The sequence below is a fragment of the Actinomadura macra NBRC 14102 genome (genome assembly GCF_001552215.1).
Lineage (GTDB): Bacteria > Actinomycetota > Actinomycetes > Streptosporangiales > Streptosporangiaceae > Spirillospora > Spirillospora macra.
Genome location: NZ_BCQT01000009.1, coordinates 296569 through 319093 on the forward strand (window position 1 = coordinate 296569; position 22525 = coordinate 319093).

Annotated in this window: 21 protein-coding genes and 3 tRNA genes; 7 read left to right on the forward strand and 17 right to left on the reverse strand. The window is 69.5% G+C overall.

The features are described 5' to 3' along the window. Positions 1 to 89: 89 nt before the first annotated feature. The 9 genes from AMA02S_RS15185 to AMA02S_RS15225 all read right to left on the reverse strand — a co-directional run bounded on the left by AMA02S_RS15185 (position 90) and on the right by AMA02S_RS15225 (position 9465). Positions 90 to 935 carry a VOC family protein gene (locus AMA02S_RS15185; protein ID WP_067458156.1) on the reverse strand — a complete coding sequence of 282 codons (846 nt, stop codon included), beginning with the start codon at positions 933 to 935 and terminating at the stop codon, positions 90 to 92. Beyond that, positions 932 to 1855 carry an alpha/beta fold hydrolase gene (locus AMA02S_RS15190; protein WP_218004973.1) on the reverse strand — a complete coding sequence of 308 codons (924 nt, stop codon included), beginning with the start codon at positions 1853 to 1855 and terminating at the stop codon, positions 932 to 934. The genes AMA02S_RS15185 and AMA02S_RS15190 overlap by 4 nt, the downstream gene beginning before the upstream one ends. Before the next feature lie 51 nt (positions 1856 to 1906). After that, positions 1907 to 2875, reverse strand: a complete 969-nt coding sequence (locus tag AMA02S_RS15195) for a PDR/VanB family oxidoreductase (RefSeq protein ID WP_067458159.1) — start codon at positions 2873 to 2875, stop codon at positions 1907 to 1909. A 12-nt stretch (positions 2876 to 2887) separates the two neighbouring features. After that, complete coding sequence (locus AMA02S_RS15200) at positions 2888 to 3514, reverse strand: GntR family transcriptional regulator (RefSeq protein ID WP_067458163.1); 627 nt, start codon at positions 3512 to 3514, stop codon at positions 2888 to 2890. Between the two features lie 138 nt (positions 3515 to 3652). Further along, positions 3653 to 4558, reverse strand: a complete 906-nt coding sequence (locus tag AMA02S_RS15205) for a branched-chain amino acid ABC transporter permease (RefSeq protein WP_067458166.1) — start codon at positions 4556 to 4558, stop codon at positions 3653 to 3655. Next, positions 4551 to 5300, reverse strand: coding sequence for an ABC transporter ATP-binding protein (locus AMA02S_RS15210; protein WP_084265173.1), 750 nt, complete (start codon positions 5298 to 5300; stop codon positions 4551 to 4553). Before AMA02S_RS15210 ends, AMA02S_RS15205 begins: the two co-directional genes overlap by 8 nt. After that, positions 5297 to 7063, reverse strand: a complete 1767-nt coding sequence (locus AMA02S_RS15215; RefSeq protein ID WP_067458169.1) for a branched-chain amino acid ABC transporter ATP-binding protein/permease — start codon at positions 7061 to 7063, stop codon at positions 5297 to 5299. Before AMA02S_RS15215 ends, AMA02S_RS15210 begins: the two co-directional genes overlap by 4 nt. Continuing rightward, positions 7060 to 8247 carry an ABC transporter substrate-binding protein gene (locus AMA02S_RS15220; protein WP_067458172.1) on the reverse strand — a complete coding sequence of 396 codons (1188 nt, stop codon included), beginning with the start codon at positions 8245 to 8247 and terminating at the stop codon, positions 7060 to 7062. The genes AMA02S_RS15215 and AMA02S_RS15220 overlap by 4 nt, the downstream gene beginning before the upstream one ends. 3 nt (positions 8248 to 8250) lie before the next feature. After that, positions 8251 to 9465: a Rieske 2Fe-2S domain-containing protein gene (locus AMA02S_RS15225; protein WP_067458175.1), complete on the reverse strand. Its 1215-nt coding sequence runs from the start codon at positions 9463 to 9465 to the stop codon at positions 8251 to 8253. A 430-nt stretch (positions 9466 to 9895) separates the two neighbouring features. Between AMA02S_RS15225 and AMA02S_RS15230 the strand changes: the two genes are divergently transcribed. After that, positions 9896 to 10801 carry a flavin reductase family protein gene (locus tag AMA02S_RS15230; protein WP_067458178.1) on the forward strand — a complete coding sequence of 302 codons (906 nt, stop codon included), beginning with the start codon at positions 9896 to 9898 and terminating at the stop codon, positions 10799 to 10801. Between the two features lie 16 nt (positions 10802 to 10817). On the opposite strand, the gene AMA02S_RS15235 is transcribed toward AMA02S_RS15230, so the two are convergent. From AMA02S_RS15235 to AMA02S_RS15245, 4 genes are all read right to left on the reverse strand, one after another. Continuing rightward, positions 10818 to 10889, reverse strand: a tRNA-His gene (locus AMA02S_RS15235). Between the two features lie 15 nt (positions 10890 to 10904). Continuing rightward, positions 10905 to 10977 (reverse strand) — tRNA-Met (locus tag AMA02S_RS41750). 4 nt (positions 10978 to 10981) lie between these two features. Then, positions 10982 to 11066: transfer RNA gene (locus tag AMA02S_RS15240), tRNA-Ser, on the reverse strand. Between the two features lie 222 nt (positions 11067 to 11288). Continuing rightward, a complete protein-coding gene (locus AMA02S_RS15245) occupies positions 11289 to 11534 on the reverse strand; it encodes a sigma factor-like helix-turn-helix DNA-binding protein (protein ID WP_245667552.1) in 246 nt (81 codons plus the stop codon). Between the two features lie 113 nt (positions 11535 to 11647). On the opposite strand from AMA02S_RS15245, the gene AMA02S_RS15250 reads away from it, so the two are divergent. After that, on the forward strand, positions 11648 to 12181 hold the full coding sequence (locus tag AMA02S_RS15250; protein WP_218004974.1) for a GyrI-like domain-containing protein: 534 nt from the start codon (positions 11648 to 11650) through the stop codon (positions 12179 to 12181). A 157-nt stretch (positions 12182 to 12338) separates the two neighbouring features. Continuing rightward, entirely contained in the window at positions 12339 to 12626 is a 288-nt protein-coding gene (locus AMA02S_RS15255) for a hypothetical protein (RefSeq protein ID WP_067458184.1), read from the forward strand. 10 nt (positions 12627 to 12636) lie between these two features. On the opposite strand, the gene AMA02S_RS15260 is transcribed toward AMA02S_RS15255, so the two are convergent. Continuing rightward, positions 12637 to 13488 carry a helix-turn-helix domain-containing protein gene (locus AMA02S_RS15260; protein ID WP_067459023.1) on the reverse strand — a complete coding sequence of 284 codons (852 nt, stop codon included), beginning with the start codon at positions 13486 to 13488 and terminating at the stop codon, positions 12637 to 12639. Between the two features lie 61 nt (positions 13489 to 13549). Here AMA02S_RS15260 and AMA02S_RS15265 point away from each other — a divergent pair, with 61 nt between their 5' ends. From AMA02S_RS15265 to AMA02S_RS15280, 4 genes are all read left to right on the forward strand, one after another. After that, positions 13550 to 14077: a DinB family protein gene (locus AMA02S_RS15265; RefSeq protein WP_067458187.1), complete on the forward strand. Its 528-nt coding sequence runs from the start codon at positions 13550 to 13552 to the stop codon at positions 14075 to 14077. A gap of 110 nt (positions 14078 to 14187) precedes the next feature. Next, entirely contained in the window at positions 14188 to 15903 is a 1716-nt protein-coding gene (locus AMA02S_RS15270) for an AMP-binding protein (RefSeq protein ID WP_067458190.1), read from the forward strand. Between the two features lie 36 nt (positions 15904 to 15939). Beyond that, the gene (locus AMA02S_RS15275; RefSeq protein WP_245667554.1) at positions 15940 to 16905 is read left to right on the forward strand and encodes a phosphotransferase family protein; all 966 of its coding nucleotides are present in this window, start codon (positions 15940 to 15942) and stop codon (positions 16903 to 16905) included. Positions 16906 to 16972: 67 nt separating this feature from the next. Beyond that, on the forward strand, positions 16973 to 17236 hold the full coding sequence (locus AMA02S_RS15280) for a TFIIB-type zinc ribbon-containing protein (RefSeq protein WP_084265175.1): 264 nt from the start codon (positions 16973 to 16975) through the stop codon (positions 17234 to 17236). Between the two features lie 104 nt (positions 17237 to 17340). On the opposite strand, the gene AMA02S_RS15285 is transcribed toward AMA02S_RS15280, so the two are convergent. The 3 genes from AMA02S_RS15285 to AMA02S_RS15295 form a co-directional block, all read right to left on the reverse strand. After that, complete coding sequence (locus AMA02S_RS15285) at positions 17341 to 19917, reverse strand: polynucleotide kinase-phosphatase (RefSeq protein WP_067458197.1); 2577 nt, start codon at positions 19915 to 19917, stop codon at positions 17341 to 17343. Continuing rightward, on the reverse strand, positions 19914 to 21413 hold the full coding sequence (locus tag AMA02S_RS15290; protein WP_067458199.1) for a 3' terminal RNA ribose 2'-O-methyltransferase Hen1: 1500 nt from the start codon (positions 21411 to 21413) through the stop codon (positions 19914 to 19916). Before AMA02S_RS15290 ends, AMA02S_RS15285 begins: the two co-directional genes overlap by 4 nt. 81 nt (positions 21414 to 21494) lie before the next feature. Continuing rightward, positions 21495 to 22187: a DUF3152 domain-containing protein gene (locus AMA02S_RS15295; protein WP_218004975.1), complete on the reverse strand. Its 693-nt coding sequence runs from the start codon at positions 22185 to 22187 to the stop codon at positions 21495 to 21497. Between the last annotated feature and the right edge of the window lie 338 nt (positions 22188 to 22525).

Sequence of the window (22525 nt, forward strand, 5' to 3'; positions counted from 1 at the left end):
GAATTGTCGGGGCCTTTCATTTGACTCTGCCGAATTCGCCAGGCACTGGCAATCCTGCTTGCGATATCTGCAACCGGGCGCCGTCGGGACTATCCGGCGGCGACGGGCCGGTGCCCCCAACTGCTGAACGGCCGGCCGACCCGTCGCATGGCCCATTCTCGGTCGATGCGTATGCCGCCGAAGCCGATCTCCATATCCCAGCCGGAAGGGGTTCTGACGTAGAAGGAGACGAGATCGTCGATCGCGTGCCGGCCGAGCGTCTTGGTCACCAGGTCTCGTTTGGCGGCCTCATCCAGGCTGCGCCCGACCTGCTCCAGGTCGAGTGCCTGAAGGAGAATATGGTGTAGTTCCGGACGCTCCCACTGCATAAGGGCCGCGGAATGGTGGCGTGTATTGCATCGCAGGAACGAGAACGCCCCGGGCATAACGTCGGTGATATGGAAACCGAGGGCGCCGCAGAAGAAATCGACGGCCGCGGTCAGGTCGGTGACCCCGAGGGCCACATGGCCGAGGCCGAGGTCTCCGGTGACGAAGCCGACACCGGGGCGGCTGAAGGCCACCGGCGCCGGGGCGACCGAGGCACCGAGGCACAGTTCGTGCTGGAGGCCGTCGGGGTCCACGAAGCGCAGCAGGTCGATGACCTCGCGATCAGCGATCTCCGCCGCCGTGCCGCGCTCGACCGCGACACCGGCCTCCTCCAACGCGGCTCGGCATTCCGCCAGGTCCTCGGGCGTGGCGACCTCCCAGCCGATCCACGCCAGGGCATCGTTCCCGGCGGCGCGGATATCGAGCCGGTAGGACCGCTCGTCGAGCCGCAACTTCAGACGTGCGCCACTCCGGTCCGGCGCCAGGCCGAGAACGGCGGTCGCGAACTCCTCCCATGCGTCGAGGTCACGGGCGTGGACGGCCAGATAGGCAAGGGCCTTGACCCTCATGTGTCCTGCTCCTTCGCGGCGTTGCCCAGGGTTCCCCTGAGGAAGGCGATGACGATGCGATCGTGCTCCACCGGCTGCTCCCACTGGGGCCAGTGGGCGGCGTCGCCGATGAGTCGGAACTGCGCGCGCGGGATGAGTTCGGCGATCCTGTGCCCGGTGTCCGGACCGTGACCGGGGTTGTGCTCGGTCCAGAGCACCAGGGTCTCGGCGGCGACGTCCGCCAGACGGGCCTCGTCGATCTCGGCCCGCGTGCCGGAGCCGAATCCGAAGGAGTTGTCGGCGATCCGCAGTTGCGCTTCCCGCCCAGCGGGGTCGGTCATCATGAAGTAGCGCAGCTCGACCAGTTCGTCGGTGACGGACGCCGGATCGGAGACCAGCCATTCAAGGCGGCGCCGCACTTTCTCCTTCGACGGGTTCTGGAGGGCGTCCAGGCTGCGTGCGCGCAGCGCCTCACGGCCGCCGGCCACGTCCTCCCCGACGCTTCCGGGCTTCCAGCGGATTCCCGCCGTGGTATTGAGGATGATCTTGCCGACTCGGTCGGGGTGGTGGAGCGCGAGCCACAGGCAGATCCACCCGCCGAGGGACTCGCCCTCCATGTGAGCCCGCTCGATGCCTTCCGCGTCGAGGAGGTCGAGAATCTGGCGGGCGTAGGCCGGCACCATGTCGGGATCGAAGGCGGGCTTGCTCGAAAGCCCGTGCCACAGCAGGTCGATCGCCATCGCCCGGTGACCGGCGTCACCGAGACGTTTCACATTGCGGGCATAGGACTCCGCATGGCCTCCATTGCCGTGAACCAGGACCAGCGGATGGCCCTCACCGTTTTCGATCACACGGGTCCGGTACTGATTCCCCAGGAACTCGACCCGTGTCCCGAGTAGCGTCATCCACAGCGAGTCCGGAGGCATTTCCGTGACGTTCACCGTCATCGAGTGTCCCTTCCCTGCACGTTCACGGTCGTTGCGGTCTCACGTTCAAAGCTCGATGACCAGGCGCGGGCTTCTCGCTCGGGAGACGCAGATCATCATGGAATTCCCCGTGCGGCGTTCGTCGTCGCTGAGCACCAGGTCGCGGTGGTCGGGGATCCCTTCGAGGACCCTGACCTCGCAGGTCCCGCAGATGCCCTCACGGCAGGAGAACGGCGCCGCGACGTTCGCGTCCTCCAGCGCTTCGAGGATCGACCTGCCCGCCGGCACCTTCACCTCCGCGCCGGAGGAATCGGCCACCACCACGAAGACATCCGTGCCGTCCCCGGCCGCGGTCTGGACGCCGCGGGCCGCGGGGTCTTCGGCGGTCCTCGGCGCGACGAAGCGCTCGTAGTGCAGGGCGCCTTCGGGCCACCCGGCACATCTGTCCTGCACGGACCGCAGCAGCGACTCGGGACCGCAGCAGTACACGGCCGTGTCGTCCGCCGGCCGCCCGAGCGCGGCGTCCAGGTCGATGAACGCGTCACGGTCGGCCGGAAACAGCCGGACCCGGCCGGTGTCGAGAGCGCAGAGCTCGTCCACGAAGGCCATGGCCGAGCGGGTGCGCCCGCCGTACCACAGGCGCCAGTCCAGATCCCGGCGAACAGCCTCGCGGACCATCGGCAGGATCGGCGTGATACCGATCCCGCCGGCCACGAACTCGACCCGTGCCGCCGGTGTGAAGGGGAAGCGGTTGCGCGGACCGCGAATGTCGAGCCGTGCGCCGACGCGCAGGTCCTCGTGGACGAAGCGGGAGCCGCCCCGGCTCCGCCGGTCGCGGAGGACGGCCACCCGGTAGCAGGTCGGGTCGTCCACACTTCCGCACAGGGAGTAGTGGCGCACAAGGCCCGTGGGGAGATGGGCCTCGACGTGGGCGCCCGGTTCCCAGGCCGGCAACTCCGACCCGCTCGGGTCGACAAGCGTCAGTGAGACGACGCCGTCGGACTCCCAGCGGATCTGCTTGACCGTAAGGTGCATGGTGGATCAGCCTCAGCCTGTCTCGGGATCCTTCTGCGGGATCAGGTCGCGCATCGCGCGGAAGACGTTCACGCGGTGCTCGTCGTAGGCCGCGACGGCCGCATCGATGTCGCGGCGTTCGATCGCCGCGAGAATGGCCTCGTGCTCAAGGCATGAGGAGTTCTGGTTCTGCTCTGCCGAATAGAGCAGCGGCCGGTAGGGCTCCATCGTGCTCCAGAGCATGCTGAGGTGGCGTAGCAGCAGTTTGGGGACTCCGCGTTCGAACATGACCTCGTGGTAGACCCGGTTGGCCGACACCACCCCCACGGGGTCCCGTCCCTGGAGCGCGCGACTGTTCTCGATCGCCTTGCGCATCCGTTCGATCTGGTCCGCGGTGATCACCGGGAGGACGCGCCGCAGCGCCTCGTTCTCCAGGAGGCTGCCGAGCACGACGATGGTGTCGAGGTCGTCGACGTCGAGCTCGGCCACGAAATAGCCCCTGCGCGGCCGATGGGTCAGTGTGCCGCGGCCCTCAAGCTTCCGGACGGCTTCGCGGACGGGAACATGGCTCACGCCCACTTCTTCCGCGACCGCCTCCGGGATGATCTGCTCACCGGCGCGATAGCGGCCGGTGCGAAGGCCATAGAGCAGGTACTCCATCGCGACTTCCTGCGCGCTGGTCGGCCGTCCGGCCCAACCGCCGGCACTATCGGCAAAGGGCGTACTGCTAGCCATGGAATCTGCCTTCCGATTCGACGTGAGAACCTGGGCGCATCATCGCGGCCTCCTCGCGCGGTGCTATCGCGAACTCACCGCCGAGAACCGGGGCGCGAACCGATTGAGGAGGCGCAGGCGTTCTGTGGGCCGGACCACCTTAGCCAGCAGCATCATCAGCAGCAGGGAGAGCACCACGACGTCGCGGTAGTCGGAGGAGACATAACCCGCGATGTAGCCCTCGACGGAGGCGACCACCAGGGCTCCGGCAGGCGCCCACGCGAAGTTGCCCAGACCGACGATGGCGATCGCCATGAACGCCTTCAGCGCCATGAAGTCGCCTCCGGCGTAGGTGATCGGGATCAGGGGGGCGATCAGCACCCCGGCCAGGGCGGCCAGCGCACCGGCCGCGGTGTAGGCGATCGTGCGTTGCCGGGGCACGTCGATGCCGAGCCCCCGGGCACCGTCGGGATTGTCAGCGCACGCGCGCATCGCGCGACCCGGGTCGCTGCGCCGGAAGAACACCTGCAGTCCCACGGTCGCGACGACGGCGACCACGATGACGCACACGGCCTGCGGGGGCACCAACACTGATCCGATCGGGATCGGATCGCCGGGCAGCAGCGCGGGCGGTTTCAGCGGGTCGACGCCGAACCAGTGCCGCGCGGCCTCGATCAGCACCATCGAGACGCCGATGGTGGCGATGATCTGCACGACGACGCGGTCATCGGCGGGCCGCAACAGCAGGCGTTCCACGACGAGCGCGATCGCCGCCACCGCCGCGACGGCGACGAGGGCGGCGACGGCCGCCGGCATGCCCCATTCGGCGGCGAACCGGAAGCTCAGCATCCCCCCGATCATGTAGGTGCCGCCGATGGCCAGATTGAGCAGGCCCGACACGGCGATGCTGAGATTCCATCCCTGGCCGATCAGCAGATAGACGGCCGCCAGGGTGATGTTGGCCAGGGTCAGCTGAAGGAACTCAGCCATGGTCGCCTCCCGTCACCATCTCGGTCTCCAGGTAGGCGCCGCTGATTGAACGTTCCGCCGCCTCGTCCCGCGCGGCTCCGGTGAAGACGACCCGTCCACGCTGCAGGACCACGCAGTGATCGCTGATCTCCAGGACAGGCCGGATCTTCTGCTCGGCGAGGATCACCGCGCGTCCTTCGCCGGCGAGGGCGCGGATCAGGACGAGAAGCTCCGACCACACCTTCGGCGCGAGTCCCATGGATGGTTCGTCGAGCAGCAGCAGGCGGGGACTCGCCACGAGCGTGCGGGCCAGCGACAGCATCTGCTGCTGCCCGCCCGACAGTCGTCCGGCCGGTACCTTCAGCTTCGCCGACAGGGCGGGGAACAGCTCAAGCGCCTCGCCGATCGCCGCGCCCAGCGCCGCGCCACCCACGCCGGCGGCCCGGCCCCCCAGCCGAAGGTTGTCGCCGACGCTCATCGTGCTGAACAGTCCCCGGCCCTCGGGCACCAGCCCCATTCCCTGGGCGATCCGGTCCGAGACCGAACATCGGGTGACCGGTGCTCCGCTGAACCAGACGGCTCCGGCACCGGCCGGCAGCAGCCCGAGGATGGTCTTGAGCAGCGTGGTCTTTCCCGCTCCGTTCGCACCGGCAACGGCGGTGACGGTGCCGGCCTGGGCGGCGAACGTCACCCCGTGCAGCACGGTCATGTCGCCATATCCGGCTGAAACGCCTTCGACTCGCAACAGGGCATCGGCCGTCATGACACCTCCCCCTCCAGTACCGACCCGAGGTAGCACTCGCGCACGGTTTCCAGCCGGACCACCTCGTCGGGCGCGCCCGCGGCCATCAGCCGCCCCTGGTCCAGCACGACGAGTTCGTCCGCGAGCGACAGCACGAACGGGATCGCGTGCTCGACGAGGATGACGGTCGTGCCACGCGCCTTGAGCGTTCTGATGACCTGGCCCAATGCCTCACCCTCGGAGTGGCTCAGGCCGGAGAAGGGCTCGTCCAGCAGGGCGAGGCGCCGGGCGCTCACCAGCAGCCGGGCGAGTTCGACCAGGCGACGCTCGCCGAAGGTGAGCGAACCGGTCGGCTTGGCCAGCAGGTGGGCGGCGCCGGCATCCTGCGCGGCCGCGACCGCCAGCGCGTGACGCTCGCCGCGCGGAACGGTGACACCGGCCGCGGCCGAGGCATCGAGACCGAGTTGGATGTTCTCGATGACCGAGAGCCCAGTGATGATCCGTGACTGCTGGTAGGTGCGCGCCGCTCCCAGGCGCGCACGACGGTAGGCCGAAAGACCGGTGACGTCGCGGCCGTCCAGGCGGATGGTGCCCCTGCTCGCGCGCACCTCACCGGCGATGAGGTTGAGAAGGGTCGTCTTGCCGGCACCGTTGGGGCCGATCAGGCCGACCACGGTGCCCGGGGCGATCTGCAGATCGACGTCGCGTACCGCGTGCAGCGACCCGAACGACCGGCCGAGGCCCGTCATCGTCAGATCAGCGCCGCCGTCGCGCCCTGTCGCCTTTACCGGCTCGGCGGCCGTCGCGCGACTTGCCGCGAGCGGGAGTGCTTGGCCGTGGGCATCCCCCTCGCGGCGCCGGATCCACCCCTGAGGCGCCAGCCGGACGGTCAGCAGCGCGGCGACGCCGATCAGGAGACCGTGCAGAGCTCCGGCGTCACCGAGCAGGGGACCGGAGACCTCCAGGAGCACGACCCCCAGGACGGCCCCCCACAGACTCAGCGATCCGCCGATGAAGACCGCCAACGCGAGGGCGAACGATTCACTGAAGGTGAACTGCGAGGGCGCGATGAAACCGAAGGCGGCGCCGAGGATGCCGCCGGCCAGCCCGGCGGCGGAGCCCGAGACCGTGAACAGCTCGCGTTTGATGCCGACCACATTGAGGCCCATACCGTCGGCGAGTGCCTCGTCGTGCCGGATCGATTGGATCGCTCGCCATCGCCTGCCCCGTCCGTAGCGCAGATGTGAACCGATGGCGAAGACTGTCAGCAGACCGAGCGCGAGTGCGGCGTATTCGCGGGGCGTTTCCAGGCGGAGTCCGCCGACTTCGATATAGGGGATTCCCGAGAGACCGCTTGAGCCACCCGGTACGCCGATGCCCGATACGGCCAACGCCGACAGCAACAGGCTGAAGACGATGGTCGCGATCGCCAGGTAATAGCCTCGGATGCGCAAGATGGGCGAGACGAACGCGGCCAGCGCGCCCGCGGCGAGCGCTCCACCGGCGAGCGCGACCACAGTGGGGATTCCGAGCCGTGTCGTCAGGATCCCGTACGCGTACGCGCCCACGCCGACGAAGGTGGCCTGGCATAGGGAGATCTGGCCGGCGAATCCGAGCACCAACCCGAGCCCGACGGCCGCGATCCCCCAGATGCCGACCGCCAGCAGCACCGGCTCCGACTCGCCGCCGAGCACCGCCGCGCAGATTCCGATCAGGACCAGGGCGATCCAGATCTGAGGCTGAACGACCCTGCCGCGGATCCAGCCGGTGGCGGCCGAACTCACGGTGAGTCCTTCAAGACGAATCCGCCCTGGGGCGTGAAGCGAGCCGGTAGAAGCGTGCCCTCTTCGCTGGCGCCCCGGTGGTCGTCCTTGGTGATCTGCTGCACCGAATAGGCGCCGAAGTACTTCTGGCCGTTCTCCAGGGCGGCCTTGAGCTCGTCGGTCTCTGTGCCACCCGCCTTCTTGATCGCGGCGGCGGCGATCTGCAATGCGTCCCAACCGGCGGCGGAGATAGTGTCGGCCCCCGAGAGCGCCGCGTTCAGCGCCGTGATCTGTGCGGCTTGGGCGGGGTGGTCCTTGGCCCCGTCGGGGGCCAGCATCGCCGGAATCCAGGTCAGGATGTTGCCGCCGCCCGCGTCGCCCTTCACCTGGCCTGCGAAGCGCAGCGAGGCCGCCGAGTTCGGCAGCCAGGCCGGCGTCCTGATGCCCAGCGCCTTGACGTTGGCCACACCGACGAGTGCGTCTGGACCGGTCGCCTGAATGCGGATGGCGTCGGGCTTGTTGCGGCTCAGCGCGAGCAGTTGCGGGGTGAGGTTGTTGGCCGGGCTGTTGAACCGCTCGACATCGACCGTGATACCGCGTGCCTTGGCGGCGCTCACGAAGGGGCCGACCGTCTGGTCACCGCTGGTGTCGTTCGCAGCGACGAGGCCGACCCGTTTGGCCCCGTCGGCGGCGAACTGCTCGGCGATCGCCTTCTCCATGGTGGCGTAGTCGAGGCCGACCCCGAACATGTTCGCATCGTTCTTCGGCAGGTCACCGGCACTGATGCAGAGGCCGGCGATGTCCTCGCGGACAAGGATCTGGGCCGCGGCGGCGCAGTCCTGGGCGAAGCCGGGACCGATGATCAGGTCGGCGTCCTTGCGCTTGAGCTCGGAGACCAGCGTGGCGGCGCGCGTCGGATCGCTCTGGTTGTCGCGTGTGACGAGGGTGATCCGCCTGCCGTCGATGCCGCCGGTGGCGTTGATCTTCGTGACCGCGGCCTGGACACCGGCCTGCATGCCCTTGCCGAGGAAGGAGCCGATGCCGGTGAGTTCGAGGTTGAGCCCGATCACGATCGTGGTGGCCGACGGCTCCTCGCTGCCCGAGCACGCGGTGAGCGCGAGCGAGGCCGCGACCATGGCGGCGGATACCTGCTTCCAGTAGACCGGGCCCTGCTTCGAACCGCCGGAGGTGGTGGGGTTGCGCATGGTTCAGTCCACCCAGTCCTTGGGCGCGGAGAATCGCGGTGGCCGCTGGAAGCCGCGGGCATGCTCGTTCACCATCCGGCGCCAGTGGACGAGCGCCATGTCAGGCTTCATCAGCTGCTCAGAAGACCACTCGCCCTCGTTGGCGAAGACCTCCTGCAACGCGCCGCGGGCCCAGATGTCCTGGTCGTTGAAGCCGTCGCGGTGGAACATCTGCTGCCACATGCCGTGGTACTGGGCGGCGAAGTCCTGCTCCTCTTCCTCGTTCGAGCACGGCCGCACGAGCATCTGCACGTAGTCGTGCCGGCCCTCATCGATCGGGACATACCACTCGAAGTGGGTCATCTCAGGGTCGGGAAGGAACTTCGTGATCTTCAGAACTCCGGGGAGCCAGATCGACCCCTCCTCGGTCGTCGACCGCTGGGTACCGGTCGCCTTGACGACACTGCCGTTGACCTCGGCCTCGTAGAACGGCTCGTAGTTCTCGCGCAGCATGTCGACCAGACCCCGCCGCCCCTTTGCGGAGACGAACTCCGGCTCCTTGCCCGGCACCATGGTGAGGCCCAGAGGCATGAGGCGTGAGGTACCCGTGACGATGGGCGCGTCGCGGTGGAAGTAGATGTGCGTGGGGTCGAAGCCGTTCTCGGCGCCCAGCCGCCAATTGCTCGCGATCGTCCGGCGCATGCCGACGACCTTGTGGTTCGCACCGAGGAACCCGGGCGGGACGTCGGCCTCCAGCGGGCCGGGCTCGTCGTCACCGATCCAGGCGAACACGACGCCCTGGCGCTCGACCACCGGATAGCTGGTGATCTTCGCTCGTCCGATCAACGGGCAGTCCGGCTGGGTCAGGACGCCAGTGAGATCACCGGTGTGCATGTCGTAGGTGAAGCCGTGGTACCAGCACGTCACCGTGCCCGGAACATGGCTCTCGGCGCCGCCGGGCTTCGCCGACAGGCGCACCATGTGGTGCACGCACATGTCCGCGACGGCCAACACGGCGCCGTCCACCCGGTTGAACAGGATGTTCTCCCCGAGCATGCGCCGGGACCGGAACGCCCCCTCCTCGATCTCGTGTGAGAAGAGAGCCGGGTACCAGTAGTTCCGCAGCCCGTGACGGGCCTGGGAATAGCCGACGTGCCACCGGCCACCGCGCAGCGGCCTCGCACCCCCGCTCTCGTCCACGTCGGCGTCGAGCTCCGCCGCCCGCTCCGTCGTACCCATGATCGCCTCCTCATCATCGCCGATCCGACAACGAGACGCTAGACTATAGTCTCTATACTAGCGTCAGCCCGACGTTAGATTCCTCCTCTTCCCAGGTCAAGGGCTTGATGCGAGGAGTTCCAACGAACCGGACGAGACGAACGTCCGCTGCCCCAGGCAGGAGGACGGCGTCTCTCGTCGAAGGGGCGGTGGCTCGGCCTGAGTGCAGCCATCCCGGCCGTTCCACTGCTGTTCGGCTTCTGCTAACCGCCAATGTGACCCAGCAGGCACACCCGCGCGAACCGCGGTTGCAGGTATCGCAACACTGCCCGACGCCGGAGAGCGGGTTGCGCGGACTGCAACTGGGCTTGGTCGTGACGCAGACCGTCACGCATCGTCGACGTGGTATCCGCCCCCTTCGGAGCACCCCGTCACGAAAGGCGCGTCAAAGATGAACACCGCACAAGCCGCACTCGAGTCGGCGCTGAGCCTGGCGACCCTGCACGGCGAGCCGATCGCGATCGCCATCGCCGACGGGTCGGGCCGGTGCCTGGCGTCCAGCCGCGGGGGTGATGCCGACTGGACTTTCGAAACACAGGCGCGCGCGCTGGCGGAGACGAGCGCGCGCACCCGGCAGGACTCGGCGACGCTCCGCAGCCGGCGGGCGGAGAGTCGGGGTGGCACCGCCGTACCGGAGAACGCGACCGTGGCACGCGGGACCTCACTGCTCATCCGTCAGCGCGACGGCGCGGACTTCGCCGTGGCCGCACGCGCAACCAGCGCCGACATCGAGCGCGCCTGCGCCGAACGCGCCGTTCAGATGCTCGACCACGTGGGGACGTCCAAGGGTCGGCCGGCGAGCGCCGACCTGCGCCAGGTCATGGGCAGCTTCGTCACGGGCGTCATCGTCGCCATCGCCAAGGACCCCGTTGCCCAGGGACCTGTCGGCTTCACCGCCACGGGGCTCGTCTCGCTCTCTCTTGAGCCTCCGCTGGTCGGCCTGTCGGTGGGCCACGCCGCGTCGAGTCACCCCGCCTTCGTGCAGTGCACCGACTTCACCGTGAGCGTGCTGCATTCTGGCCAGTCGGATCTTGCCATCCAGCTGGCACGGAGCGGTCCGGAGAAGTTCAGCGGTGTCGACCTCATCGGGACCGCACAGGGGGGATGGCGCCTCCACGATGCGAGCGCGACTTTCTCGGCGCGCACCCGCAACACCTTGCGCACGGGCGACCATACGCTGATCATCGGTGAGGTCTACGAGGCACGGCTTCTCACCGAAAGGCCCGTCCTGCTCTTCTTCGGCGGCGGACGGTTCGGGAAAGCCGAACCCCGTGACACGGCCGCGGTGGCCATCTGAGATCACAAACCACCAGGGCGCCCGCCCGGGATCGAACCGGAACCTCCAGGATCACAACCTGGCATGCAGACCACCACACCACGGGCGCCATGTCTGGGAGACGTGCTGAGTGCAGGAATCGAACCTGCCTGATGCGGCTTATGAGACCGCCGGACGCACCAGCGTCCCTACTCAGCTCGGCGGAGGGTGCGAGATTCGAACTCGCGCAGGGTGACCCCTGACCACGGCTTAGCAAGCCGATGCCTTTCCGCTCGGCCAACCCTCCGGGAAAGACGGAAAACCGCCCTCGGACGTGCGGTCCGCGGGCGGTGGGCGTCAGAACGCGCAGGTCACGTCCGCAGACGACTCCCGGGACCGGGATGGCTTCGGCTACTGCCATGCATTCGGTGATGGCACATCACGCCGCTCCCTCCGGTGTCATCGGGCGTTCTCCCTGGCACTCACTCTGCCTGGGGCGCCGCCGGTCCGGCAACATGTTTTTCGACCGTCAACCGAGGGCCGCATGGAGAGCGCGGAGGGCCTCATAGACGCGGATCTTGACCACGTCGACCGGCACTCCCAGCGCGGCGGCGGCCTCGTTGACCGATCGGTCCCGGAAGACCGTCTCGGTGAGGATCTCGCGGTGTGCGGGCGGCAACGTCCGGAAGGCCCGAGCGACCACCGCCTGGCGCATCCGCTCCCCCGGCGAGCCAGGGACGAGCGAACCGGTGTTCTTGCCCATTCGCAGTGCCACACGACGAACTTCGCACCCCAGAGCCGGTTCGGCCGCTGTCTTATGCCCGTGTTAAGGAAGCGTTGAGGCTCTGATCTGCGACCGGTCCAGGTGGGGCGTCGCGATGAGTTTTCGTGGTCTGGGGGGTCTACTCGTCCATGACCACGAACCTGCCGGCGGAGCCGGTGATCGAGGAGCGTCCCGCCGTCCCCTACGTGGCGGTGACGAGGGACGTCACGCTGACCACGTTCGCGCGCATCGCCGACCGGATCCCGATGATCCTGCAATGGCTCGGCGCACGGGGGATCGCGCCGGCCGGGGCTCCGTTCATCAAGTACAACGTCATCGACATGGCGGGCACCCTGGAGGTCGAGGGCGGCGTACCGCTGGCGGCGCCGGTCGAGGGTGAGGGCGAGATCTTCGCCGGCACGCTTCCCGCTGGGCGCTACGTCACGTACACACACACCGGCCACCCCGACGAACTGGTCGGTGTCACCGCCGCGGTCCTCGGCTGGGGGAAGTCCCGGGGCCTCACGTGGGACATGGCCGACAGTGAGCGCGGGGAGCGCTGGGCGTGCCGGTTGGAGGTCTTCAAGACGCATCCGCTGGAGGTACCGGACCCGAACAACTGGGTCACCGACGTGACGATGAAACTCGCGGACGCCTGACCTGGGCCCCGGCGAGGCCCTAGGATGAGCCGCCGGGAGGGGGGACCGTGGGCAAGCACAACAAGCCGGCCACGCGCACCTGTCCCGGCTGCGACGGCACCGGGACCAGTACCGCCACCGGCGTGCGCTGCAATGTCTGCCGCGGGGCGGGACGCATATGAGGTTCCCCCCGGACGGCTGCTCCTATGAGGTCCGGTACACGCTGGGCCGCCGCGGCGCCGGCCTGGAGAGCTTCCCGGACGAGTACGCGCTCGGCCGCTGGTTCGGCGCGATGACGACCGAGGGGATGTTCGTCCCCGAGGAGTTCGCCGTCCCGGACGAGGACGGCCGCAACGGCTACCAGATCTTCTGCGTCACCGGCACGGGTCGCGTCGGCATCAGCTACTTCCATCCCCGGCTCGTCCGAGGCCGGATCGAGGGCGCGCGTCAGCCCGTCGCCGACTGACCACGGCCGGTCACGGGGACGCGCCGAGCCCGGACACCATGCGCAGGCCGCCTGGCCCCAGCCTGTCGAGGGCCTTGGACGCGGCGTCGTCCGCGGGCAGGTAGACGACGAGGCGTTGGTCGTCCGACACGGGGAGTTCGAGCGTCTCGTAGGCCAGCCGCATCTCTCCCACGTCCGGGTGGACGAACCGCTCGACACCCGCGCGTTTCGGGAGGCGGGGCGGGGCTTTCAGCCGGTCGCCGAACGGCGCGCCGGCCGTGACGACCAGTTCGTCGACGAGGTTGGCGAGATGCGGGTCGTCGGCGGCGGAGCCCACGCGCAGGCCGGCCACGCGCTCGTCGGCGACGCGCTCCCAGTCCGGGTAGACCGTTCTGGCGCGGGGGTCGGCGAACATATACCGCACGAGGTTCGGCGGCCGGACGTCGAGCAGCCCGGCCGGGCCGGTGAGCCGCTCGTAACCGTCGGTCCAGGCCAGGATGTCGCAGAGCCGGTTGAGGAGGATCGCGGGTGCCGGTTCCAGGCGTTCGAGGACCGCGCGGACGGTCGGGCGCACCGATTCCGCCGGTGGGACGCAGCAGCCCATGTCGTCGCCTGCCTTGGACAGGATCCGCAGGTGGAGCCGTTCGTCGGGGGACATCCGCAGCGCGTCCGCGAGCGCTCCCAGTACCGACGCCGACGGATGGCGGTCCCGTCCCTGTTCCAGGCGCGCGAGGTACTCGACGCTGAGGCCGGCCAGCGTGGCCAGCTCGGCGCGGCGCAGCCCGGGTGTGCGGCGGCGGCCTCCCGCGGGCAGCCCGACCTCGGTGGGGGTGACGGCCTCCCGGCATGCCCGCAGGAAGGCACCCAGTTCGTTGGCGCTCACCATCGGAATGTACCGGCCGCACGGATGTCTTTCCCCCATCACGGTTGGGCATGATGGGTGAATGATCTGGACTGCACCTGAGATCACCCGCGAGTTAAAGCCGCTGGCGGCGTTCACCGGCGATGAGCGCACGCTCATGGACGGCTGGCTCGACCTTGAGCGCGAGACGCTGCTGTGGAAGTGCGGGGGGCTGACCGCGGAGCAGCTCAGGCTCCGCTGCGTCGAGCCGTCGAAGCTGTCCCTGCTCGGCCTCGTCCGGCATATGGCCGAGGTGGAGCGGGACTGGTTCAGGACGAGGTTCGCCGGTGAGCAGGTCGGCTACCTCTACTGCAGCAACGACAACCTCACCGCGGAGTTCGACGTGGACGGCGCGGACGCGGAGGAGGATCTCGCCATCTACGCGCGGGAGATCGAGTCCTGCCGTCGGACGACGTCCGGGCGCCCGCTCGACGAGGTGTACATGGACCCTCAGCGCAGGTCCGAGATGAGCCTGCGCTGGGTCTATTCGGCGATGCTCGTGGAGTACGCGCGGCACAACGGGCACGCTGACCTGCTGCGCGAGCGGATCGATGGGGCCACCGGCCACTGAGGTCGCCGCGGGCCGCGGGGGCGGTCATGGCAGGCCGTTTGATCGGCGAACATGCCAGGCGTGTTTGAAGATCTTTCGCCGCGGCCCGAGTAGTGGTTGAATCCACGGTTATGTGGCCCTCGTCACAAAGATCACTTCCATGGCGACAGTGGTATCAGCCGGGGGTTCCTACCGACATCAGCATCCCCGATGTCCCCGTCACGCGGCTGCTCGACGACGCCGCCGAGCGGTATCCGCGCCGGCCTGCGCTGCTGTTCCTCGGGCGCCGGATCGGCTACCGGGAACTGCGCCAGGCCGTGGACCGGTTCGCGGACGGGTTGCACCGGCTGGGGGTGCAGCCGGGTGACCGGGTGGCGCTGATCCTGCCCAACTGCCCGCAGCAGGTCATCGCGTTCTACGGTGTGCTGCGCAGGGGCGCCATCGCCGTGCAGCACAATCCGCGGTACACCGAGGAGGAGATGCTCCGTCAGCTGGCGGACTGCGGTGCCCGGACCGCGGTCGTGCTGGATCGCTCCTACCCGACCGTGCGCGCGGTCCGGGGCAAGGTGGAGCTCGAACACGTGATCGTCACGTCCCTGATCGACTTCCTCCCGGTGGTCCGGAAGGCGGCTCTGCGGTTGCCGCTGGCGCGAATGCGGCGCAGGCGTGCGGCCATCGCGGCGGACGTGCCGGACGGTCCGGGCGTGGTCCGGTTCCGGGACATGCAGCGGCCGGCGCGGCGGCACGTGCGGCAGCTTCCGGTGGAGCCGGCGCGGGATCTGGCGGCGATCCAGTACACGGGCGGGACGAAGGGGCGTCCCAAGGGCGCGATGCTGACGCACCGGAATCTCGTCGCGAACGCGTGCCAGCAGAAGGCGTGGGATCCCGGCGGCCGGCCGGGGCAGGACGTCACGCTGGGGGTCCTGCCGTTGTTCCATTCGTTCGGCATGATGAGCTGCATGATCGCGCCGGCGATGTCGGCCGGGGCGGTGGTGCTGCTGCCGCGTTTTGACCGCGACCGCGTGCTGAAGGCGATCCGGCGGCACCGGCCCACGATCTTCCCGGGCGTGCCGACGCTGTACGACCAGGTGATCGACAGCCCGCGCTTCCGCCGGTCGGACCTGCGCTCGCTGCGGATCTTCATCTCCGGCGCCATGGCGCTCGGGCAGGCGACCATCGACCGGATGGAGCGGGCGGGCGCGCGCGAGCTGATCCAGTGCTACGGGCTCACCGAGGCGTCGCCGGGGGTGACCGGCAACCCGCTGGGCGGCGGTGCCCGCAACCTGACCGTCGGAGTGCCCCTCCCGATGACGGACGCGGTCATCGTGGACATCGGGGAGCCCACGCGCGTGCTGGCGCCGGGCGAGACGGGTGAACTGGTCGTGCGCGGCCCTCAGGTGTTCGTCGGGTACTGGAACGCACCACTGGCCACGGCGCAGACCTTGTCCAAGGGCTGGCTCCGCACGGGCGATATCGCGGTGATGGACGAGCAGGGCTTCGTCACGATCGTGGACCGCCACCGGGACATGATCAAGGTGAGCGGGTTCAGCGTGTCCCCTTCGGAGGTCGAGAAGGTGCTGCGCCGGCATCCGGCCGTCCACGAATGCGCGGTGGTCGGCGTCCCCGACGAACGGCGTGGTGAGCGCGTCGTGGCCCATGTGGTGGAGCATCCCGCCTACCCCTTTTCGGCGGACGAGTTGCGCCGCCATTGCGAGCGCTACCTGTCGCACTACAAGGTCCCCAGTGAGTTCCGCCCGCAGACGGATCTGCCGAGGAACACGATGGGGAAGGTCGTCCGCCAGCGGCTCCGGGACGAGGACGGGGGACCGGCCGCAAGGCGTGGGTGACCGTCCATAACCCCGTCCAGGTGGTTGACTGGGCGGGTGCATACCGAGACCGCCCAGTCAGGCCTTTTCGCCCGGCTCGTCGAGATCGGCCGCGACCCGGCCCGCATCACCGGCCGGCACGCCGCGCGTCGGTCGCCGGATGCGGCCCCGCACATGATCACGTCCCCGTCGCAGGCCACGGAGCCGGAGACGTTGTATGACCGGCACGGCGTGCTGGTGGTACGGGTCGGGGACGTGGCCGTGAAGGCACATCAGCCTGACCGCGAGTACGGCGTTCCCTTTCTCGAACGGACCCGTTTGGCCGAGACGTTGCAGCACATCGTGGTGGGTCCGCTGGCCCCGCCGATCGACGTGGACGGACGGACCGTCACGATCTCGCCCTACGGCGAACCCGTGAACCCGGAAGAGGAACTCCCCTGGGAGGACGGGGCGCGGCTTCTGGCGGCTCTCCACTCTGTGCCTGTGCCGCCGGACGCACCGTCCTGGGGCCGTCCTACGCGAGTGGGTCGCCTGGTGTCACGCCTGGGGAACGGCCCCGCCGAGGACGTGGTGCGCCGTGCGTTCGCCACGCTCCCGGCTTGGGTCCAGGGGGCGGCCGGTGAGCCGTCCGGGCGGGCTGAGTGCCTGATCCACGGGGACTGGCATCTCGGTCAGATGGTGCGCGGCACGGACCGGCAGTGGCGTCTGATCGACATCGAGGATCTCGGCCGGGGCGTCCCCGCGTGGGACCTCGCCAGACCGGCGGCGCTCTACTCCGCCGGGGTCCTGCCTCCCGAGGAATGGGGGCGGTTCCTGGACGCCTACAGGGCGGCGCGGGGGCCGGCGGTGCCCGCCACCGGGGACCCGTGGGCGGCTCTGGACCTGCCCGCGCGAAGTCTGGCGATCCAGATCGCCGCCACGTGCGTCATATCCGCGGGGAACGAGAATCGATCACTCGACGGTTCGGAGCAGGCGATGGTAGACGCGTGCGCGAGAATCTCCACAGCAGGGGACCCCGCATGACGTGGCGGCTAACCTGCCCTACATTTAGCCTCTACCTGGGGATCCAGATCGGAAGGACGACAAAGCGATGCACTGCCCTAAGTGTCGTGGCGTAATGCGGACCTACACCCGCAGCGGCGTCCACATCGAGCAATGTGACAGCTGCCGGGGGATCTTCCTCGACTACGGCGAGCTTGAGGCCCTGAGCCAGATGGAGGCCCAGTACCGGGCCGCTCCTCCGGCCGCCGCACCCGGGTGGGGGGCGCAGCCGGGGGCGGTGCACCACCATCACCACGGCGGGCACCACCGCCCTCGCCACGGCAGCGTCTTCAACATGCTGTTCTCGACCTGACCGGTCACGATGTCACGTGGCGGCCCGCCCCGGCGCGGCGGGCCGCATGACCGCTCCCCGGGGCCGTGTGAAAGCGGCGGCCCCGGGGAGCGGTTGACGGCGCGTCAGAGGCGTGGGTCCACGGGCTCGGACTCCAGCGCCAGCACCGCGAAGACGGCCTGGTGGACGCGCCACAGCGGCTCGCCCGTGGCGAGCCGGTCGAGGGCCTCCAGCCCGAGGGCGTGCTCGCGCATCGCCAGGGAACGCTTGCGGCCGAGCGACCGGCCGCGCAGGCGGTCGAGGTTCTCCGGCTCGGTGTAGTCCGGGCCGTAGATGATCCGTAGATACTCCCGGCCGCGGCACTTGACGCCCGGCTGGACCTTCGTGTCCTCGGGAGGCGGGCCGAGCGGCTTGACGACCATGCCCTCGCCGCCCGCCCCGGTGTGCTTCTCCCACCATTCGGTCACGGCCGCCTCCGACTCGGGTGACCCCAGGTCGACGGTCACCGAATCCGTCCGCTGGATGAGGCCGGTGGTGTCGGCCGCGGCGAGACGAGCGGCCATGTCCATGTGCCAGTCATGGTCGCGGACGGTGGCCCAGGTGCGGTTGTGGCCGGCGAGGATCTGGAACGGCGCGAGCCGCAGACCGGTCAGCCCGTCCGTCGGCCAGCAGTAGCGCGCGTAGGCGTCGCGGAAGCGCGCCGCGTTGGACGCGCGCCGATCCACGTGCCCGCGCAGGCCGCTGACGTCGAGCCCGCGGGCGTCCGCGCGCGCGAGGACGTCGGACGCCATCGGCAAGGCCGTGCGGGCTGCTGCGCCGGTCGCCGCGTACTGCGTGCGGATGAGGTCCATGGCCTTCGCCGACCACGGCAGCAGTTCGCAGTCGAGGACGAGCCAGCCGGTGTCCAGCTCGTCCCAGAGCCCGGCGGCGCCGATCGCGGCGCGGACACGGTCGAGCACCGCACTGGTCCGGAACGGGTCGCGGAAGAAGGCGCGCCCCGTACGGGTGAAGACCGCGCCGGACGTCCCGTCGTCGACGCCGAAGCGCGCGCTGGCGACCGAGTCGTCCCGGCAGACGACCACCACGGCGCGCGAGCCCATGTGCTTCTCCTCGCACACCGCCTGGACGACACCCCGGTTGCTGTAGGCGGCGAGTGCCTCGGCCGGATGTTCGAGGTATCCCGGCAGGGACGAGGTCTCGGCCGGGGCCATGGTGGGCGGCAGGTAGACGAGCCAACGCGGATCCATGGCGAACCGGCTCATCACCTCCAGTGCCGCCAGGGCGTTCTCCTCCCGCACGGTGACGCGTCCCATGAGGCGGGTCTCGACCCCCTGGTTGCCGAGGACGTCCTCGATTTTGAGGACGTCGCTCTCCCTGCGCCCACCCGCGACGGACGTGTCCGGGGCGTCCAGGGGACGCACTGGCTCGTACCAGACCTGCTGGGCTGCGACGGAGGTCAGCTCACGTTCGGGATAGCGCAGGGCGGTGAGCTTGCCGCCGAAGACGGCGCCGGTGTCCAGGCAAATGGTGTTGTTGATCCATTCCGGTTCGGGGACGGGCGTGTGCCCGTACACGACCATGGCCTTGCCCCTGTAGTCGCGTGCCCAGGGGTAGCGGACGGGCAGCCCGTACTCGTCGGTCTCTCCCGTGGTGTCGCCATAGAGCGCGAAGGACCGGACACGGCCGGACGCACGGCCGTGGTAGTCCTCCTTCAGCCCGGCGTGGGCCACGACAAGACGGCCCTCATCCAGGACGTAGTGGCCGATGAGCCCGTCCATGAAGCGCAGTGCGTCATCGCGGAAGTCCTCCGGCTCGGCGGCGAGTTGCTCCAGCGACTCGGCGATGCCGTGCGCGAGGCGCACCTTGCGCCCCCGCAGCGCGCGGACGAGCTTCGCCTCGTGGTTGCCCGAGACGCACAGCGCGTTGCCGGCGCCGACCATGCCCATCGCGAGCCGGAGCACACCGGGCGAGTCCGGTCCGCGGTCGACCAGGTCGCCGACGAACACGACCGTCCGTCCGCCGGGGTGGTTCGCGTTCACGGCGCGTCCGGAGCCGTCCCGCTCGATCTCGTAGCCGAGGCGGGTGAGGAGTTCCTCCAGCTCCGCGCGGCAGCCGTGGACGTCGCCGATGATGTCGAACGGCCCGGTCAGCTCGCGCCTGTCGTTCCACGCCTTCTCGCGGACGACCGTGACCGCGTCGATCTCGTCGCCCGCAAGGACGTAGGACCGGCGGAACTCCCGGTTGAGCGTCCGCAGGCCACGCCGCAGCTCGCGGCGCTGGCGCGGGATGACGTGGGCGGGCAGATCCCGGTCCGGGCGGCCCGCGTTCCGCTCGACCGCGACGTGCTCGGGGACGTCCAGGACGATCGCCACTGAGAGGACGTCGTGCTCCTTGGCGAGCCCCAGCAGTGACTGGCGCGCCTTGCTCTGCACGTTGGTCGCGTCGACGACGGTGAGCAGTCCGCGCCGCAGCCGCTTGCCCACGATGTAGTGCAGCAGGTCGAACGCGTCCCCGGTGGCGGACTGGTCGTTCTCGTCGTCCGACACGATCCCGCGGCAGAAGTCGGACGAGATCACCTGGGTGGGCGCGAAGTGCTTGCGCGCGAAGTACGACTTGCCCGCGCCGGACACGCCGACCAGCACGACGAGCCCCATCTCCGGGACCTTGATCTCACGGCCGTCGCGGCCTTCCAGGTCGGTCATCGGGTGAACACCCCCATCTGCGTCGGGGCGCCGACCTCGGGGTCGTCGTCCCCGACGGGCACGTAGCGGACGCGGTAGCCGTGCTCGGCGGCGACACGGCCGGCCCAGTCATGGAACTCGGCGCGGGTCCATTCGAAACGGTGGTCGGGGTGGCGCATCGCCCCGGGGGCGAGGCCCTCGTAGCGGACGTTGTGCTCGGCGTTCGGCGTCGTCACCACCACCACCCGTGGCGCCGCGTGGCCGAACACGACGCGTTCCATGGCGCCGAGCCTGGGCGGGTCGATGTGCTCGACCACCTCCATCAGGACGGCTGCCTCGTATCCGCGGAACCGTTCGTCCGCGTAGGTCAGCGCGCCCTGGAAGACATCCTGGACGCGGTCGTTCTCGCGGCGCGGACGCTGGTCCCACCGAAGGCGACGCCACGCGTGACCCAGTGCGCGGTACGAGACGTCCGTTCCCGAGATCTCGCTGAAGAAGTCGTCCCGGACGAGCCGTGCGAGCAGCTTCCCTGAGCCGCAGCCAAGGTCGATGACGCGACGGGCGTCCTCGTCGTGAAGCGCATGCATGACCGACTGGATACGCCGCTCGGCCAGCGACACGACCGTCGTCTTGGCTTCGGCCTTGCCGGAGTCTTGGGGCGCCCCCGGCTCTCCCCGCTGCCCCGGCTCTCCCTGTTCATCCGGCTCTCCCTGTTCATCCGGCTCGGATGCGGAGGGCTCTTCCTCGATCTCGGTCGGATCGAGGGCGTCCTCGGGTGCGCCGTCGGAGTCCGCCAGGCGTCCAAGCGCGGTGCGGACGAGGCTGCGCCGGTTCGCCAGGTAGCGGCGGGTGATGGCGCCCCTGTCAGGGTGCGCGGCCAGCCAGCCCTCCCCCGCCCTGATGAGCTTGTCCACCTCGTCTGGGGCGAGCCAGTAGTGCTTGGCGTCGTCCAAGACGGGCAGCAGCACGTACAGCTGGTTGAGAGCATCGGATAGCCGCAGTTCCCCGGTGAGCGTGAGCGTCACGTACCGGGAGTCGCCCCACTCGGCGAACTCCGCGTCCAGCGGGACGGGGACGGCGTCGACGTGCCAGCCGAGCGGGCCGAAGAAGCGCTCGGCCTGGCCTGGTCCGCCCCTGCACGGCAGTGCGGGCAGTGCGATCTGGAGCGGGAGCGGTGTCTCCGCCAATTCGGGGCGGGCGTTGCACCGGCCGCGCATGGCCGTCCGGAAGACGTTCGCCATGGCGGACGCCAGCAGGGAGGACGCCGCGTACGGGCGGTCGTTCACGTACTGGCCCAGGGAGAAGTCGGGCGTGCCCCTGCCACGGGTCCGCACGAGCTTGACCGGGTCGACGTCCAGGAGCAGGGCCGCCGTGCAGCGATGCTCGTCCGCGTCGGGGTAGAAGACGTGCGCCGTGCCGAAGGACTGCTCGAACAGATGCACCCGGTCGGGATGCTTGTGCAGGAGGAAGCCCAGGTCCGTCGCCTGGTTCAGGGTCGTCGTGATCGTCAGAAGCACGCGACAAGTCTGGCGGACCGGGCCATTCACCCCTATTCATTTTCGGTGCGCAAGGGGCCGGCCGCGGCGTGGACGAGGCGGTCAGGGGACGGACGGACCGGTCAGGAACCGGCGACGGCGATCGTAGGGCCAGCCATTGATGACACAGCCCTTCAGCCCGAAGATCTGCTGCTGCATGACCGGCGCGGGACGACCGCGCCCGGGGCACGTCATGTGCCCGAAGCCGAGGCGGTGGCCGACCTCGTGGTTGATCGTCAGCGCGTGGTAGTGATCGGGCTGGCCGCGGTAGTACGTCGTGAGCAGGAGCCAGCGCTTCAGGTTCACCACCACCTGCTTGCCCGCGCTGCAGTTGACCTTGCCCTCGGTCTCCATCCCGTACGCGGCGCAGATCTTGTCGACCGTGCCCGGCGAGGCGAGCCGGACCACGAAGTCGAACGGGCCGGAGTCGACGCGCCGGAACGACCATCTCCCGCCCGCCGTCCAACCGCGCGGGTCCGCGAATATCCTGTCGACGCTGCGGGCGAAGGTCGTGGGATTCTGCCGGAGGCCGCCCTCTACTTCGACCATGTAGCGCATCAGCTTGCCGTGCCCGTACACGCGTCCGACCGACGCCGGCCGGATGAACTTCCCGGTCCCCTGGGCGGGAATGTAAGGCGGGTTCTTCGGCGTGACGAGGGGCGGGTCGGACGGCTCGGACTCGGTCCTGTTGTGGTTGGCGTCCGAGTCGCCCTTGGGCGCGGACGGGGCGCGCTTGGAACCGGACGCGAACTGCAATGCCAGTGCGCAGCCGATGCCCAGGGCTATGACCAGGGTGAGTGATGCGATCCCCAGGACGATGCCGCGCAGCCGCGTCCGCCGTGCTCCTTCGAACTCGCGGTCCAGATCGTCGCTGATCCCTGCGATCGTCCCCGGCCGCCGCCCGGAGGGAGGTGGCGGCGAAGGCGGCGGAGCCGGTGAGGGCGAACCCGGTGAAGGCGGGGGCGCGAGCGGCGATGGGGGCGATGGCCGGGAGCCCTTGCGATGGGACGTGGCCCGGCGGCGACCTGTACGTGATCTTGGAGGCTGCATCGCGAGCACAGCATGCCAGAAAGACTGGCCAAAGTGATCATTTC

Excerpts from the sequence above, each read along its gene's own strand:
- AMA02S_RS15185 (WP_067458156.1), bottom strand. The coding sequence starts at position 935 with ATGAGGGTCAAGGCCCTTGCCTATCTGGCCGTCCACGCCCGTGACCTC.
- AMA02S_RS15195 (WP_067458159.1), bottom strand. The coding sequence starts at position 2,875 with ATGCACCTTACGGTCAAGCAGATCCGCTGGGAGTCCGACGGCGTCGTC.
- AMA02S_RS15200 (WP_067458163.1), bottom strand. The coding sequence starts at position 3,514 with ATGGAGTACCTGCTCTATGGCCTTCGCACCGGCCGCTATCGCGCCGGT.
- AMA02S_RS15205 (WP_067458166.1), bottom strand. The coding sequence starts at position 4,558 with ATGGCTGAGTTCCTTCAGCTGACCCTGGCCAACATCACCCTGGCGGCC.
- AMA02S_RS15210 (WP_084265173.1), bottom strand. The coding sequence starts at position 5,300 with ATGACGGCCGATGCCCTGTTGCGAGTCGAAGGCGTTTCAGCCGGATAT.
- AMA02S_RS15220 (WP_067458172.1), bottom strand. The coding sequence starts at position 8,247 with ATGCGCAACCCCACCACCTCCGGCGGTTCGAAGCAGGGCCCGGTCTAC.
- AMA02S_RS15225 (WP_067458175.1), bottom strand. The coding sequence starts at position 9,465 with ATGGGTACGACGGAGCGGGCGGCGGAGCTCGACGCCGACGTGGACGAG.
- AMA02S_RS15230 (WP_067458178.1), top strand. The coding sequence starts at position 9,896 with ATGAACACCGCACAAGCCGCACTCGAGTCGGCGCTGAGCCTGGCGACC.
- AMA02S_RS15255 (WP_067458184.1), top strand. The coding sequence starts at position 12,339 with ATGAGGTTCCCCCCGGACGGCTGCTCCTATGAGGTCCGGTACACGCTG.
- AMA02S_RS15265 (WP_067458187.1), top strand. The coding sequence starts at position 13,550 with ATGATCTGGACTGCACCTGAGATCACCCGCGAGTTAAAGCCGCTGGCG.
- AMA02S_RS15270 (WP_067458190.1), top strand. The coding sequence starts at position 14,188 with ATGTGGCCCTCGTCACAAAGATCACTTCCATGGCGACAGTGGTATCAG.
- AMA02S_RS15280 (WP_084265175.1), top strand. The coding sequence starts at position 16,973 with ATGCACTGCCCTAAGTGTCGTGGCGTAATGCGGACCTACACCCGCAGC.
- AMA02S_RS15285 (WP_067458197.1), bottom strand. The coding sequence starts at position 19,917 with ATGACCGACCTGGAAGGCCGCGACGGCCGTGAGATCAAGGTCCCGGAG.